This window comes from Paenibacillus pabuli NBRC 13638 (genome assembly GCF_001514495.1).
In the GTDB taxonomy this organism is placed as follows: domain Bacteria; phylum Bacillota; class Bacilli; order Paenibacillales; family Paenibacillaceae; genus Paenibacillus; species Paenibacillus pabuli.
The window spans coordinates 119795-136613 of the sequence record NZ_BCNM01000012.1; the positions used below are offsets into that span (position 1 = coordinate 119795).

The 16819-nt window shown below is 46.3% G+C and carries 13 protein-coding genes; 8 read left to right on the top strand and 5 right to left on the bottom strand.

What is annotated here, in order from left to right; genetic code table 11:
• The first annotated feature begins 6 nt into the window (after positions 1–6).
• On the top strand, positions 7–1479 hold the full coding sequence (locus PPA03S_RS17380; RefSeq protein ID WP_245683648.1) for an AraC family transcriptional regulator: 1473 nt from the start codon (positions 7–9) through the stop codon (positions 1477–1479).
• 180 nt (positions 1480–1659) lie between these two features.
• Here the strand turns inward: PPA03S_RS17380 and PPA03S_RS17385 are convergent, their stop codons facing one another.
• Together PPA03S_RS17385 and PPA03S_RS17390 are read right to left on the bottom strand one after the other, a co-directional pair.
• Positions 1660–2091 carry a hypothetical protein gene (locus PPA03S_RS17385; RefSeq protein WP_062324568.1) on the bottom strand — a complete coding sequence of 144 codons (432 nt, stop codon included), beginning with the start codon at positions 2089–2091 and terminating at the stop codon, positions 1660–1662.
• Between the two features lie 313 nt (positions 2092–2404).
• Positions 2405–2782 (bottom strand): VOC family protein, encoded by a 378-nt coding sequence (locus tag PPA03S_RS17390; protein WP_062324570.1) that lies wholly within the window; start codon positions 2780–2782, stop codon positions 2405–2407.
• 216 nt (positions 2783–2998) lie between these two features.
• Between PPA03S_RS17390 and PPA03S_RS17395 the strand changes: the two genes are divergently transcribed.
• The 6 genes from PPA03S_RS17395 to infC all read left to right on the top strand — a co-directional run bounded on the left by PPA03S_RS17395 (position 2999) and on the right by infC (position 11270).
• Positions 2999–5263: a putative PEP-binding protein gene (locus tag PPA03S_RS17395; RefSeq protein WP_062324572.1), complete on the top strand. Its 2265-nt coding sequence runs from the start codon at positions 2999–3001 to the stop codon at positions 5261–5263.
• A 104-nt stretch (positions 5264–5367) separates the two neighbouring features.
• On the top strand, positions 5368–7305 hold the full coding sequence (locus PPA03S_RS17400; protein ID WP_062324574.1) for an LTA synthase family protein: 1938 nt from the start codon (positions 5368–5370) through the stop codon (positions 7303–7305).
• Between the two features lie 183 nt (positions 7306–7488).
• Positions 7489–8496, top strand: a complete 1008-nt coding sequence (locus PPA03S_RS17405; protein WP_062324576.1) for an LLM class flavin-dependent oxidoreductase — start codon at positions 7489–7491, stop codon at positions 8494–8496.
• Positions 8497–8608: 112 nt separating this feature from the next.
• Positions 8609–9340 (top strand): metallophosphoesterase family protein, encoded by a 732-nt coding sequence (locus PPA03S_RS17410; RefSeq protein ID WP_369691088.1) that lies wholly within the window; start codon positions 8609–8611, stop codon positions 9338–9340.
• 382 nt (positions 9341–9722) lie between these two features.
• Positions 9723–10655, top strand: coding sequence for a manganese-dependent inorganic pyrophosphatase (locus PPA03S_RS17415; protein WP_062324580.1), 933 nt, complete (start codon positions 9723–9725; stop codon positions 10653–10655).
• A gap of 123 nt (positions 10656–10778) precedes the next feature.
• The gene (infC, locus tag PPA03S_RS17420) at positions 10779–11270 is read left to right on the top strand and encodes a translation initiation factor IF-3 (protein WP_062324582.1); all 492 of its coding nucleotides are present in this window, start codon (positions 10779–10781) and stop codon (positions 11268–11270) included.
• Positions 11271–11393: 123 nt separating this feature from the next.
• On the opposite strand, the gene tgl is transcribed toward infC, so the two are convergent.
• Positions 11394–12221: a spore coat transglutaminase TGL gene (gene tgl / locus PPA03S_RS17425; RefSeq protein WP_082704197.1), complete on the bottom strand. Its 828-nt coding sequence runs from the start codon at positions 12219–12221 to the stop codon at positions 11394–11396.
• Between the two features lie 285 nt (positions 12222–12506).
• Between tgl and PPA03S_RS17430 the strand changes: the two genes are divergently transcribed.
• Positions 12507–15254, top strand: coding sequence for a PAS domain-containing hybrid sensor histidine kinase/response regulator (locus tag PPA03S_RS17430; RefSeq protein WP_062324584.1), 2748 nt, complete (start codon positions 12507–12509; stop codon positions 15252–15254).
• Positions 15255–15353: 99 nt separating this feature from the next.
• Here PPA03S_RS17430 and PPA03S_RS17435 read toward each other — a convergent pair whose 3' ends face one another.
• Together PPA03S_RS17435 and PPA03S_RS17440 are read right to left on the bottom strand one after the other, a co-directional pair.
• On the bottom strand, positions 15354–15566 hold the full coding sequence (locus PPA03S_RS17435; RefSeq protein WP_062324587.1) for a cation:proton antiporter regulatory subunit: 213 nt from the start codon (positions 15564–15566) through the stop codon (positions 15354–15356).
• A 142-nt stretch (positions 15567–15708) separates the two neighbouring features.
• A complete protein-coding gene (locus PPA03S_RS17440; protein ID WP_062324588.1) occupies positions 15709–16338 on the bottom strand; it encodes a hypothetical protein in 630 nt (209 codons plus the stop codon).
• Positions 16339–16819: the final 481 nt, after the last annotated feature.

Genomic DNA, 16819 nt, shown 5'->3' on the forward strand with positions numbered 1-16819 from the left:
AGGGACATGCGTCTGGAAAAAGGGATGATTGTGTTTATTCCGGCTGGACTTTCCATTGTGATCGAAGGTTCTACTGAGTTGCAATATTACAGACTTGAACTGATGGTAGCTGAGGTGAAAGAAGATACGGCCAGCAGGTTGAGTATAACAGGTAAACCGGTGCATCAAGAGCCGCCAGCCTTTATATCAGATTCAGACCGATTACCTTTTATTGAACTGAATTATAGTCCATGGAGCTCCTGTCTGACATCATTGGAACAGATCATGCGTGGGCAGACTGCTCATGATTGGCTGGATCAATGGGAGATACAACTGCGTTTCCAGGAATGGTTCCGAGTGCTGCTTCGGCAAAATGATCCCGAGATTAAATCGTCGGCTGACCGTGCCCGGCTTCAAAGCTCTATTCGTTATATTCGTGAGCATTATGATCAGCCGATAACGGTTGACGATCTGGCAGCGGAGGTCCGGCTTAGCAGATCCAGCTATACCCGACAATTCAAGAGGATTACAGGCAAGCTTCCGCTAGATTATGTAAATGCTGTTCGACTGGAGCGTTCGAAACTGCTGTTACAGCTGACTGATGATCGTTTGCATGATATTGCGCAGAATGTGGGATTTAATAACGAATATTATTTCGGCCGCCGATTCAAGCAATATACAGGTGTTTCACCAGGGTTATATCGGCGCCATCATCGTCAAGAGGCACGTGTGTTTGCTCCGTATCTGGAGGACTTTGTTCTTGCCCTGGGAATAAAGCCTATACTGCAAACCTCTCACCGTTCTTGGGGAAGACAGCAATATTTGGGTTTGGAAGATGTTCCTGAATTTGATGTTACTCAGCTGGACGCAAGGTTTAATGAGACAAATATACCTGAATTTATTATGCTGAATAACGGATACCAACGCTGGAATCTGGAGCGATTTGAGCAAGTAGCACCGACATTCTATATGGAACATCAGGGAGAGGAATGGCGTTCCATTTTGAAATCGACAGCGGATGTATTGGGGAAAGTGAATAGGGTGCAGAATGTAATCGATGCCTATGAGGATAAGGCCGTTGAAGCCAAAGGACAATTGGCACGTTATATGCGTGGACAAACCGTTGCTTTTTTGCGTATTTCGGCAACGGAAATTACGCTCTATGGGAATCAGTACGGTTATGTAGGGCCTGTATTGTATCAGGATCTGGGATTAACCCCGCATTTCCGTGTACAGCAATGGGCAAATCAAAGCCGAAGAATCAGCATTGGGCTGGAGCAGCTATGTCAGCTTGAGGCGGATCATCTCTTTATCACATTTGATACTATGGATTCTGCCTATCCCGGAGAGGAACGGAAGCTCCTGGAGAGAGACGAGTGGAAACGGCTGCCTGCGGTAAAAAGCGGTCATGTATATGAGGTGGATTTTATGACCTGGATGAACTACGGTGTGATCTCCCACGGGAAAAAGATCGACGATATACTGCGGTTTATGGCTTGAAGGATGGATCACATTACCTGAAAAGGTACCATTGGATGATGTCTGAGAAATATAATTTTATTTTTTGTTTACGTTTTCTCTTCAGTGGTAGCGTAATCCCTCCGCATGACAAAATCCCCCGGTAGAACTCGGCCGGGGTGATTTGCTGTACGCTTCAAACTTTAATTTTACGATGATCCCTTAATCCGAGTATGCAACAGCATTAAAACTCTCAATACCTATTCGAGTAGCATCTGCTGTACAAAAAAGATATAAAGTATAAACCAATTCATTTGATGGCGGTAGTGGTACATTAAAATCGGATGCATTAATGGTGACAACTTGTATAGCGTTTGGGTTTGCTTCAGAGACACTCACCGAATATAGGGCGTAAGCAACAAGTGAATCAGTACCTCGTGCAATAGAAAATGCAATTACGGAGTCAAATGGTGGAGTGGTGGGGAACGCGAGCTCAGCTATCCCTGATAATTGTACACGTATGTTTCCATTTGCGTCAGTTGCATCAAGGCCAACCTCCCCGATTGCAACAGGCGTATTAGCGGGCAAGGGAATTGAGATTGTGTTACCATAGCTTGCATTTTGAGAGGTTCGAGCATCCAGCAGTTTTGCCATAAAGAGCATACCCCCAATAGTTTTTGTGATATGGTATGCCGTTTTTTTGTAAGGTTCGTCCGCAGAATGGCAATTCATTTGATTGACTGGCACGTACTCCACGAATCGCATCTGGCTGCCGCATTGACAACATCAAAATGGTCGTTGCCGAAAGGGACCGCGCGTGTGGAGCAAGGATCTGTTCAGACCGGATCTTTGAACATGGCGAGTGGAACTAGGTGATCATATAAACATGAAATATATAGAAAAAAGCCTGTTCAAACTACTGAACGGGCTTTTTAGTGTGGTATTAAGCTCAGCCGAGCAAGAAGTTTTACTTTTTCTCCATGACGGCAAAGTAATTGTTTTCGTCATCTGCAAAATTGAATACTCTTCCACCAGGCATCGTTACAATTTCTCCGACCGTAACTTGGTTGTTGGATAAATGAGTGTATAGTTGGTCCAGGTTTTCTGTGAAAAACATGAGCGACGGTGTACCCAGATTCAATTCAGGGGACATTCTGGCAACGAATTCCTTGTCGTGCAGGATGATGGTGGTTTGGGCACCCTTCACAGGAGCAATCTCGATCCAGCGCATCCCATTCCCATTCACTTCGGAAACGACATGAAAGCCTGCTTTTTCTGTCCAAAATTGAAGAGCCTTGTCCTGGTCGTTAACATACAACATAATTTGGCCGACTTGAGTAAACATCAGTATACACTCCTTGTATCCGTAGTTGTACTGGTTTGAGTCAAGCTCTATATTACCATAAAGCTTATGCAAAATATGTTTTTACAATCCGAACACAAATTGCGGAAGCAACTGTCCTTGACTGCCTCATAGCGACATACCATTAACTAAAGGACAATTCGGTAGAGCGGGTTGCCTTTTAAGCACAGCCATGTAATGGCAGATGGGAGCGCTGTAATGACGAAACGGGTAATTCTGTTGGAAGAAGGTACGACAGAGATGAAAGGGCTGATGGGCAGTAAAGGGGCTGGACTTGCAGCGTTGCTTCAGGCAGGTTGGTCCGTTCCGGCCGGGTTCATTGTAACAACAGAAGGTTGCCGCGCGTTTTGTACCCGTCTTGGACATCTTTCCACAGAGGGAGTTCATGAGATTAGCAGCGCAGTTCAGGATCTGGAGAAGAAAACAGGTAAATTCTTTGGCGATTCCCTAGTACCACTCTTGCTAGCTGTTCGTTCCAGTGAAACGCATTCTCACCATGCGGAATCCCATGCTTTGCTTCATGTAGGACTCAATGATGTGACGGTGGAGGGGCTCGCGAGGCAAACGAACGATCGTCCGTATGCTCTTAATTGTTATCGAATATTATTACAGGATTATGGCCATCTGGTACACAACATTCCGTATGCCTTATTTGAAGAAATATGGGGAAACATCTCGATACTCGATGAAGCGAAACTGGAATTCGCCATCGCAGCATATAAGCATTTAATAGAAGATATGGGGCATCATCCGTTCCCACAAGATGTCCAAATACAATTAGAAGAAGCGATACGTTCTGTTTCTCCTATACAACGTATTCCACGGCCCATCACCCAACAAGAACTTTTTCTCAAAACTACAGAATTCTCTGGTGAAGTTCAAGCCGCCGCTGTTCTTGTACAGGTGATGGTCAATAGCGAGCGCGGTGACCGAAGCGGAATCGGCACGGTATATTCCCGTCATCCGGTTACCGGAGAAAGAGGCATGGCCGGGGAATACATTTCATCTGCAGCTTCCCAATCTCGGGAGGACGGACTGAATCAGTTGCGGGATGAAGAGCCTGAACTGTATGGTCTTCTGCAGGATGCCTGCTGTTATCTGGAGTCCCGCATGGGAGAGGTACAGGAAATCCATTTTGCTGTGGATTCGGGGGAACTGTATCTTGTGGAAATCCGTCAAGCGAAGTTAACCTCGAAGGCCGCACTAAGGAGTACAGTAGATCTCGTGGATGAAGGGAAAATCACCAAAGAGGATGCAATAATGCGTATCCAACCTTGGCAGGGGAAGGAAATGATGCAAGCATCTTCAACGTTATCACCTGAACTACAGCTTCTGCTTGAATGGGCGGATGAAATAAAGGAACTAACGATACTGTCGAATGTAGACCATCCACAAGACGCCATTACAGCCAGGGCATTTGGTGCGGAAGGTATTGGCTTGTGCCGGACAGAACATTTGCTGATGTCTGCTTCGAGATTTCCTTTTGTACAGAAAATGATTCTGGCTGACAGTGAAGTGGAGCGAAAACGTGGATTGGAGCGTCTGCTGCCGATGCAGCAGGCTGATTTTGAACAACTCTTTGAAGCGATGGATGGATATCCGGTTACGATCCGGTTGCTCGACCTGCCGCTGCATGAGCTGGTACCTGATATAGAAGTGTTAAACGATAAGCGTGAGCAGTTGCGTAACAGTACGTTGGAAGAGAGCATCAATGAATTGCAGGAGCTTGATCGTGTAATCCAGAGGATACAGGAATTGCATGAACACCTTCCGACGCTTAGACATCAGGATTGTCGACTGGGCGATGTATTTCCTGAAATATACGATATGCAGATTGAAGCAATCTTCCGTGCTGCGGTGAAAGGCATTCGTCAAGGTCTGTTGGTGCGGCCTGAGATTTTGATTCCGTTGGTGAGTCATGCCGATGAACTTGTGGCCATGAGAGAACTGGTGGATCATGTGGCGGACCAGGTGCTTGGAGAGGAGAAGCGCCACTGTCTTTACCGAGTAGGGGCGATGATTGAAGCGCCAGGAGCAGCGCTGACCGCAGCTCATATTGCACGTTATGCGGACTTCTTATCATTTGGCACGGATGATCGGACAGAGATGACGTCTGGTTACAGCCGTTATAATACAAAGAAGCCGCTCATTCATACGGATGTGGAGCAACGCTTAGTATCCAGCACCCCCTTTCAAGCACTGGATATTGACGGCGTGGGGCAATTGTTGGAAATGGCTCTCGTCCAAGGTCGGAACCGGAAGCCGCATCTGAAAGCAGGAATCTGTGGTGAGAATACAGCCGATCCGGCTTCCATTGCTTTTTGCCACCGTATTGGACTGGATTATGTAAGCTGTCTGCCAGAGCAGGTGCCGCTTGCCCGTATCGCTGCTGCACAGGCAGTAATACTTGCCCGGAAACAGAACGAAAACAATCAAGACGGAGATATATCGACGATTGCATAATGTTTCCACATCTCCTCATGGAATACCAACCCTAAAACTGTTATACTGAAATATGCGTTTTGTAAAAGGAACGTAAAAATTTCAGATAAGGGTTGAAAGCGACCATGTTTAATTCCAAAAATGATCGGACCTCATCACGGACCTTATTTGCCGTGTTATTTATTCTGATGCTGCTGAAGCTGTCGCTTTTGCGGTATTTCTTTTTCCAGGGTCTGTCCGGCATCGGTTTCGTTACTGATGCACTCGGGGCTCTTACAGTGGTATGCATCCTCGATCTGATCATACCAAAAGCCTGGAAGCGCGCAGTGTACGCAGGTTTCAATGTGTTGTTCTCGCTGATATTGTTCGCGGCAACACTCTATAACGTACATTTCAGTTCGGTTCCCACCTATACGGCACTCAGCGAACTGGGGCAGGTGGCTCAGGTACGCGGCAGTATCGGACCTTTGGTACGATCAGTACACTTCCTGTTTTTTGTGGATATCGTACTGGCTCTGCCCGTATGGTTTATCTTGCGACGCCGGCGTGCCTCTGGCCGTAACAGCAGCTATGGCGACAGTGGACTTCATTTCGGCAGAAGTCGGAGACGGTATTGGGGCAAGTTGGGTGTAGCCCTTACCGCTGCATTCTGTATCGTGCTTTCCGGCAGTTTCATTGTCAAAGGGGAAACGATTGATAATGAACTCGTTCGCGCCGAAAATCTCGGTTTTCTGAATTATCAGGTATCATCCGCGATCCTGACAAGTAAAGAGAATGAAGCGATTGCGAATGGCAACATTGACGAAACGATCGACAAAATCAATCAGCTGGTTAGCAAATATCCGTACCAGGATAAGTCCAGCGAGGGCACAGCCATCAAAGCCAAATACTTTGGTCAGGCCAAAGGAAGCAACCTGATTGTCCTGCAACTGGAGTCATTTCAAAACTTCCCGATGAATGCTTCTCTTGACGGTCAGGTATTAACCCCGGTTCTGAATGACCTGGCAAAAGAAAGCTATTATTTCTCTCATTTTTTCCAACAGATCGGACAGGGAAATACGTCGGATGCTGAATTCATGTCGAACACATCCATCTATCCAACCGGAGTTGTACCCATGTCAGCAGGGTATAGTGACCGTGATCTGCCAAGTCTTCCAAAACTGCTTGGCCAAAAAGGATATGAGTCAGAAACGTTCCATGTCAATGACGTCACTTTCTGGAACCGGAACAAAATGTATCCGGCGCTTGGATTCAATCGGTACTTCGACAAGCCCAGCTTCGAGAATGACAAATTTAATGATTTTGGACCATCGGATGAGGAATTATATCGTGTAGGTGTGGAAAAAATGGCTGCGCATCAGGCTGCTAATCAGCCGTTCTATGCTCAGTTCATTACAGCATCCAGCCACTCGCCGTTTACGGTTCCTGCGGACCGCGCGAGAATTACCATTCCAGCTACCATCACCAATACATTACTGCATGATTACCTGCAAGCGATCAATTATACGGACTATGCGGTAGGTCAGCTAATCAATGAACTTAAGGCGAACGGGTTATGGGATAACACAACACTCGTTATATATGGCGACCATTTCGGTCTGCCGGCAAATGATGAGATTACACAGCAGATCCAGACGAATCTGGGCGTGCCATATGACGGTAGAGTAAGTCGTTTCAATATCCCGCTCTTGATCCACACACCGAAACAGGCGAAAGGTCAAGTCATAGAACAGCCTGGCGGTCAGTTGGATATTCTGCCAACGGTGATGAACCTGATGGGAATCTCTTTGAAGCAAGAGAAATTCACAGCGTTTGGACATGATTTGCTGAATATGGATCACAATGCGTTCGGTATCCGGTATTACTTGCCGACAGGTTCATTTGTGAATAATGATATTATGTTTATTCCGGGTGCAGGCTTTGATGATGGAACAGCCTACTCGCTAAAAACGTATGAACCCGTCACGGATTTGGAGCCGTACCGTTCCGATTACGAGCATGTGCTCAGCTTGATGAAGCTGTCTGACGAATATGTGAAACTGCTGCCCAAACGTGCACCGTAATTGAATTTTTCTTGATGTATACAACACCATAACGTCACTGGCTCAGGAGCTGGTGGCGTTATTTGTTTATTCATCGTACATCGAAACGTGTAATGAAAAGGAGAACTCCTTTGAAACTGTAATTAATAATGTTACAATGGGAGGTGCAGCCACATACGCGGATGACGAAAGGAATGACTTTAGATGAAACTTAGTGTACTTGAACATGGACATATTAATGAAGGGCGGACAGTGCAGGACACCCTTCAGGAGACCGTAACGCTTGCCAAACATGCAGATGAGCTGGGGTTTTCCCGCTTCTGGATGTCGGAGCATCACGGCAGCGGGGCTTTGTCATTTTCCAGTCCGGAAGTTATGATTGCACACGTTGCAGCACATACAGATCGAATTCGAGTAGGTTCAGGTGGCGTGATGTTACCCCATTACAGTGCATATAAAGTTGCCGAGAACTTCCGTTTGCTGGAAGCGCTGCACCCTGGTCGAATCGATCTTGGAATTGGCAGAGCACCGGGTGGCATGCCGATTGCCAGCAGGGCGCTGAACGAAGGAAAGTCATCGAATGTGCAATTCTTCCCGCAGCAAATTGCCGATCTCGGTGGATATTTTCATGAACAGCTTCCAGAGGATCATCGTTTTGCTTCGCTAGTAGCCGGGCCATCCGTACCCACCGTTCCGGAAGTATGGTTGCTCGGTTCCAGTTCCGAAGGTGCGCGAATTGCTGCGGCACAAGGGACAGCTTACGCGTTTGCCCAATTTTTTGGAACGCCGGGTGGAGAGGAAGCAATGAAGCATTATCGCAGACATTTCAAGCCATCGATCCTGAATGATCAACCCCATTCCATGATTGCGGTGTCGGCGTTCTGTGCAGAGACTGAGGAAGCGGCGGCTGAACTGGCTCGCAGCAATGAGCTGTTCTTCCTGCGGCTAGGCCGGGGACTGGAGCAGAACTCATTCCCATCCCTGGAAACGGTAAATAACTATCCATTTACGGCCATGGAAATGGAACAGATCCGACAACGCCGTTCGTTTTCCATCGTGGGTACACCGGATCAGGTAAAGGACAAAATTACGGCAATGGCTGAACGTTATGAAGCGGATGAAGTTATTATCGCATCAGCGATTCACTCATTTGAGGATCGTTTGCGTTCATTCAGCCTGATAGCGGAAGCCTTTGGTTTAAAGCAGGATTAATCGGTACTGAACGGGAATTAGTATTCTGAAATGGCTGGAGCCTTGCCTTGCAAGGTTCCGGTTAACTCTTGCGTGATCAGGGAGAGGAGAGATTCACATTCGCAGATGTGTCATTAGTGATATTCATGGCTGTTACGACGAATTCAATGCTCTGCTTGAGCATGCAGCCTACGATCCGGAGCAGGACGAGCTGATTTTGTTAGGTGATTATGTCGACCGCGGGCCGAAGAGCAAAGAGGTCGTGGAACAGATTATGCAGATGCACGAACAGCATCATATTATAGTGATCAAAGGCAATCACGATGCGATGATGGTCAAGGCGCTGAACCATGATGTCGAGGAATATGACAAGCACTGGATTCGCAATGGAGGCTTACAGACGCTGGCCAGTTATGTCGACGTACTTTTGGATGATGAACAGTTGGACTGGGATGTTTATACTGAAGCCAAGCAGTGGCTGCGTACACACTATGAGCATCATCTTCGTTTTTTGGAACAGCTTCCTCTTGTATATGAAATTCCTGGATATATCTTTGTACATGCCGGGATTAATCCGGAGGTGGAGGATTGGCGGACCCAGTCAGAGCGTGACTTCATCTGGATTAGGGAGCCGTTCTATTCAAAACCAACTTCGCTCAAGGAGAAGGTTGTATTCGGCCATACGCCAGTCAAAAATTTGCATAACGAGCCAGGTGTCTGGTTTGATCCGAGTGGGGACAAGATTGGCATTGATGGCGGATGTGCTTATGGTGCTCAATTAAACTTGCTGGAGATCAGCGAAGACGGAAGTGTACAGACTCTTTTCGTGAAAAGGGGAGAGACCCGTCAGGGTCCCGAAGTTTAATCCACGCGGCGAATTTCAAATCAATCCCTTTAAACAAAAGTATAAATTAAATCCCGTTGAAGCTCTAACCTTTTACTTTCTTGAGAATGTGGATTGGTATACATACCGACAATGGATCGAAGCTGATGGAACAGCAGAGTTGTGCATTCGTTTACGGAATGATAATCCATATATAAGCCTGACTGAAGCTATCGAAAGGGTGGAGCAGAATTGATACTCACTGTGAGTATAAAGGCAAGAACCTGACACCCTGACATGATTTTGTAATTAATTCGCTGTAAAGGGATTGGAATTAAGCCTTATTAACGCTATAATCAGTAAGGGTATGATTGAAATATTACATTTTATTCATCTAAATCAGAATTGACGGAGGGCTATTAATATGGAAAAAGCATTAATCTTCGGTCACAAAAATCCCGATACGGATACGATCTGCTCGGCCATTGCCTATGCAGACTTGAAAACAAAATTGGGTCAGGACGTTGAAGCGGTTCGTCTCGGCGAAGTTAACGGTGAAACTCAATTTGCACTGGACCAATTCAAAGTGGCAGCGCCACGACTGATCAAAACAGCAGCCAACGAAGTGAACAAGGTCATTCTGGTTGACCACAACGAGCGTCAACAAAGTGTTAGCGATATTGAGGAAGTGACTGTTGTTGAAGTTATCGACCATCACCGGATCGCGAACTTTGAGACAAGCCAGCCTTTGTATTTCCGTGCAGAACCTGTAGGTTGTACAGCAACCATTTTGAATAAAATGTACAAAGAAAACGGCGTGGAAATCAGCGCACCGATTGCTGGTCTGATGCTGTCCGCGATTATTTCCGACTCCCTGTTGTTCAAATCGCCAACATGCACAGAGCAGGATGTAGCAGCAGCACGTGAACTGGCTGCTATTGCTGGTGTGGATGCGGACAGCTATGGTCTGGATATGCTGAAAGCGGGCGCGGATCTGAGCCAGAAAACGATTGCTGAACTGATTTCCCTGGATGCGAAAGAATTTGCCATGGGCCAAGCAAAAGTGGAGATTGCACAAGTGAACGCGGTTGACGTGAATGATGTGCTTGTGAAGCAACCAGAGCTTGAAGCAGCGATTGAAGCGATTATTTCCAGCAAAGGTCTTGACCTGTTCGTATTTGTCGTAACCGACATCCTGAACAATGATTCCGTTGCATTGGCTTATGGTGCTTCCACCAAAGCTGTAGAGAAAGCATACAATGTGACGTTGTCGGATCACAAAGCGCTGCTCAAAGGCGTAGTATCCCGCAAATCGCAAATTGTTCCCGTTCTGACCGAAGCGTTCAACTCATTGTAAGATGCACAAAACCGACGTATCACCTTTACGTCCAGATATACGATGAATATTCAGTGACAACATCCATGCCTGCTCTGATCTGTCATAGGTCAGGACAGGCTTTTGTTGTGAGGAGGACTTATGATGATCAAGAATGATAAGATTAAAGCAACCGAGGTACAGCTGACGGGTCTGAACGGTGAAGATTTGGGTATCATGTCCACGCGTGAAGCGCTTGCTCTTGCCAAGCAATACAAAGTGGATCTGGTATGCATGTCCCTGATGACCAGCCCGCCGCCATGCAAACTGATTGGAGCTGGAGCAGCCAGAGAGGAAAAGCAGCAGGAGAAGAAGAAAGCCGCGAAATCTCCAGATAAACGCAAAGTGAAAGAGATTCGACTCAATCTCCAGATGGAAGATCATGATCGGGAGACGAAGCAATCTCAGGCACAGCGCATCCTGATAAAGGGTGATTCGGTAAAGCTCGTCATCCAGGTGCATGGAGCGAAGGAAGGAACAGCAGGCAAGGAATGGGCTGAGCAGCTGTGTAAGTCTCTGGCAGAGTATGGCAGCAAAACGACCGGTATTCAGGTAAGCGGCAAACAGGTCGTTGTACAGCTGGACCCACTTGGATAATAACATAACGATAGAACGAAGTTAGCCCTGTGAAGCAACATTTGATCTGCTGCTCTACGGGGCTTTTGGCATCGAAACTCTTAAAGTACGTTCCAACTTACGATCTGCATTCGTCTCACCGGTTCAGGTTCGCAAATAGCGGCTTCCCCCAATACGTACATATAACTGTCCCGGCAGGACCGGAGTGGAAGAAGCAGTATATGCATTGATGTTATTGTTCTTAGCGTAGCGGGATAGGTATAAAAAGTCTGGATAAATGACCGTATCCATTAAATAAGCCGACACGGTACTTCCGGGAATGCGGTTTTGATTGAGTGAACGAATAATTTCTTCTCCGCTTGCAATGCCGATCCCATGTCCAAAATATAAGTTCTCACGCAACATAATGGTGTTTTCTCCCTGCCACTCTGGTGTTTCTGGTGATACGTCTGGATTTTTGAAGTACAGTACATCTCCAGGAAGCGCTGAGCCGCTTCCGTTCTTTTCCGTTAATCGTAAATCGCTGTCGTAATGCCAGTCATAGAGCAGCAGGTTGTAAAATAATGAATTGAAGTCTTCTTCACGGATACTCCCTAGAACACCACCATATAGCACGATGACTGTAGCAGTGGCACATTCAAAGGCGTACAGATGACCGTTCTTCCAGATGTCTCGAATTCCATTTGCAGGAGTCACTTCGGATCTTAATTCAAAGCCTCCTTCAGCATTTCGATTCCAATAATCCGGATTACATCTGGATTTCTCGAATGAAGCAAAGCTCACCCCGCTTCGATCCAATGCTTCCGCTGCATGAACAAGCGATTCCCGTAAAGCCCATTCAAAGTGAAGATGATCCATGGATTGATACGTATACACGGTTGAACCATTTTGAAGTTGCTGCAGCCAGTGCCATTCAAATGCAGACCAATCCGAGCGCACCAGTTCAATGGGTTGATTCGCAACAATGATCATAATCCATTACCTCCCGTATGAGTTGGATGTTCAGCCTTGTTTTAAAGGGTATGCACGCGTATTCTGTAGTATATGACGCCAGTTGTGCGGTTTTGTTTATATTTGTTTATATACAAAAGGAGCCAGCATGGGCATAGGATAAAACGTGTCGATTATTGCCTGGAATTTCGCTGATATCGTTTATACATCATCACATTTGGGGTAGTACTCTTATAGATGAAGTTATGTTCAGGTCGATCTGTTCGTACGGAATATATTCAGATTCCCAGTAAAGGAGGATATGCGGTGTCGAATTCAATTGCAGAGAATCGTTCTCTGTTCGAACAATTATATACACATGCACCAATCGGCATTGCTGTAGCGTCGCATGTGAACGGACGTTGGCTCCAGCTTAATCCGGCATTTTGCGAAATGTTGGGATCCAGTGAAGATGAATTAATGGATTCCCCAATTTTACATATGGTTTATGAGGAAGATCTGAACATGGAGGAATTTCGATCCGAGTTTTGGGATATGACCAATGGGTTAAGTCCGATGTATGAAACCGAGTTACGGCTTAAGCGCAAGGATAATTCTTTCCTGTGGGCGACGGTAAGAGCCTGCATCGTTAGGGATGAGATGAGCGGTGAGCCCCTTTATTTGCTTGTACAGGCAGCGGATATTACGAAGCAGAAGGATGCCGAAAATCGACTGATTATCCAGCGTAAACAGCTGGAGGAGAGCAGTCAAATCTCCAGATTGCTGGCCGAATCATCGCTTGACCTGATTGCCATACATCATGCCGATCCGGAGCGGACATTCAAGTATGTATCTCCAGCCTGCAAAAGCATGTTGGGATATGAGCCGGAAGAAGTGATTGGTCAATCCGGCTTGTTCTGCATCTATCCCGACGATGTGCCGCTTGTCGATGCTTACGTAGCTGGTCAAATTCAGGGTCTTGCTCCTGATCGAATCAGCTATCGGCTCCAGCATAAGGACGGTTCTGTTGTGTGGGCGGATACGATCTCTCATTATGTATATGACAAACAAGGGAATCTTCAGGAAATGATCGCAGTGACACGCGATATTACAGCGAGCAAGCAGCAGCAGTTAAGTCTTCAGGAATATACATCATTGTTTGACTGTAACCCGCTGGGAGTGGCTTCGCTCGATCTGGAAGGGAACTTGTTGAAAGCTAATGCAGGCCAGGAACAATTAACAGGCCATTCCAAAGATGAGCTGCTTAGCAGGCCTTTTGATCACCTCATTGATCCCGTAGATCTGGATAAGACGAGGTATCATTTTGAACAAACCGTAAAGGGTACTGCACAGAGCTATGAGATCGGGCTGATTCACAAAGACGGACAGCGTATTGAAACGAGTGTGATTAATGTTCCGATTGTGCTTGAAGATCGAGTCGTCGGCGTCTATGGAATAACCAGTGATATTACGGAGTCCAAAAGATATGTAGAGGAAATTGAAAATCTCAGCTACGAAAGAGCATTGATCCTCAACGCGATGTCTGAGGGGGTGATTGGTCTGGATCAGAATGGAAACTTGATATTTGCCAATCCAATTGCAGCGGAGATGATAAATTTCTGCCCGTCTGAAATGAATGGCAAGCCGCTTGAACAGATCATGTTACAAATGCAAAGCGAAGGTATTCCTTATCCGTCGAATGGTACTCCCATTCTTCAAGCGGTACGTGAGGGGCGAGCCCTGCCACGATCAGAGTCTGTATTTTGGAGACAGGATGGCTCCAGCTTCCTGGCAGAGTTCCAGTTGAAACCGATGATGGATCAGGGCGCCAACCGTGGTGCTGTTCTCGTTTTCCGCGATATGACATCAGTGAAGGATATCATTCGTGCCAAGGAATTAGCAGAACATGCGGACAGGGCGAAATCCGAGTTTCTGGCGATTATGAGCCACGAGCTTCGTACACCCCTGAATGGAATTATGGGTATGGCACATTTGTTAAAAGAAACAGAGCTGGATGAGGAGCAGAATGGCTTCGCTGATATCATCATTGACAGTGGTGAATCACTGTTGTATATCCTGAACGAAATCCTCGATTTCAGCAAGATTGAGGCGGGAAAAATGGACCTGGAACGCCAGCCCGTTGACATCCAAGCCGTCCTTGGCGGGGTCATGGAACTATTTGCGCTCAAAGCTTCGGAAAAAAATATTGAACTATATTGCGAAATGTCACAACACATTCCTGAGCGTGTAAGAGGGGATGAAACGCGAATACGGCAGATTCTTATAAATCTGGTGGGGAATGCTGTCAAATTCACGGAAAGGGGAAGCATTCAGGTTCAGGTAAACGTTGAACCTGCGGAGTGTAATGACGAGAATCATCTTCTCATGTCATTCTCGGTCAAAGATACGGGGATTGGCATTCCTTTCAATAAGCAGCACGAACTGTTCCAATCCTTCTCACAGCTCGACCCGGCCATCAATCGTAAATACGGAGGCACAGGCCTGGGGCTGGCCATCAGCAAGAAATTGGTGGAGCTCATGGGGGGTGCCATTGGCGTACAGAGTGAGATAGGAGAAGGGGCAGATTTTTACTTCACTCTGTTACTTGAACGATGGAAGGATGAATCTACTGATCCGAGTGAGAAGGTTCCCGATAACGATCTGAAGCTGGATCGAACAAGCCTGGCAACAGGCATCAAAATTCTTGTGGCTGAGGATCAGGAGCTGAACAGTCATTTGCTGGAGGAAATGCTTCGTAAGCTCGGCGGTGTATGCGACATTGTGGAGAACGGGGAAGAAGCGGTCAAAGCACTGGAAAGGGAAACATACGACCTCATATTTATGGATATTAAGATGCCTGTTATGGACGGGATCGAAGCAACCAGTAAAATCAGGCAAACCCATCCTGAGATACCCGTCATTGCTGCTATAACAGCCTTTGCAGGTGCGAATGACCGTGAAGCCTGTCTGCAATGCGGCATGCAGGATTTTATTAGCAAACCGTTCAGTTCCACGGAAATAAGTCGGGTGCTCAACACCTGGGTCCCCTATATTCGATCCCAACCTAATCCATGAATGATTTTACGTGCCAACGTAACAATAAAAAATAACCTGCCCATGGAATCCAGGGGCAGGTTATTTTGGCGTACGATTCGTATTTGACCCTGACAGATGTCAGGACCATCCACCAATTAACCCGGAAAGGGTTACACACTCGTCATCTTCCAGTTCAGCGATCAGAGTGAGTTCTTCGTTGTCGCTCGGGTCCACTGAAAATAATTCACGGCGTCCGTCTTCGTGCACAATAATGACCAGCTGATTGCCGCTTTTTGTATCAAACTGGTACTTTACACCGATACCAGGCAATGGGCATTCTCGGATATTCATGAAACCTGTCACCTCTTTAACTTTTCCATAATTAAATTTAACCGTTCACACAGTACGGAAGTATTCTACTATCCATGACATCATTTGGCAAGTCGGAAAAGAAAGAGCCGTTATCTTATCCAAACTTTAGAGTTGTGGGTTGTTATACAATCCGCCCCTGTCTGGTTCGTCTGCGTCGGACCATAAACCAGATGAGTAATGAAATGATCAGTACCAAGGCAATGCCCCCCGTAATAATGATATTCCGAATATTCGGGACCTGTACGGTCAAATCCAGCTTATTCGTATTCAGTGGAGAGACGTGCCAAATTAGCGTTTTTCCGTGATCTTCGACCAGATCTGCGTTGGAATTCTGCGCTTTGATCGGCAGGGTTAGCTTGAAGTCAAAGTTTACATCTTTTAACAGCAAATTTTTGAGAAATCCAGGGACCTTGCTAATTTGCTCTTTGACCTCTCCATCAGGTATGGTCTGCATCAGGTCTGCTTCCGCAGCAATATGCAATTTGGAAGTGAAGAAACCGGGTGTAGTGGATTGCTCCACCTGGATTCCATCAGGCAGATCCGACGTGCTGAAAGTAGAGACGGCATTACTTCTCTCATAATGGGTGGTCGCTTTAAGTTGTGTCCGATCTCCCTGATCCGAAACTTCGGCCTGGAAATTGTTCCGTTTCAACGTATCTGCGAGCATGGTCATGAGATTGTCTTGTCCTATCATTCCCAAGGCTGAGTCGGTTACGCTGAGATTCAGACCCAGATCGGATGAACCGTCCATATTTACTGTGACATGAGCTTCACCATCAGCGCAGGCGGAAAGTATAGACAGCATAAGAGTTAGTAAAAAAGCGAATAATAGCTGACGATAATAGGGTATTCGAGTTGACATTCACTTCAAACCTTTCTTCGTATAATCCAATTCCAATTCATAGAAGTATAGTATACACCGTAAGGTTGGCGGATGAAACTTTGTTCATTCAAGTACGGATGGATCTTGCGCTATGATTGTGGACACAATTTGTAGTGAGAATTTGAAGATTTCGTATTTTTGTCAATGTTCAGTCAATTCAAAAGGGGCTTCACCGTGTAAACTGGTAGTAGTGTGTAGAAATACGGAGCAGGGGGGTTACATTCATGACATATATTATTATTATGGCGATCATTATGGTTGTGGGAATGGTCGGAATGGGCTGGTTCTACAAAATTATGGACAACGATCAACACTAGAATGTATTGAAAAGAAAAGTGAAATGACCAGC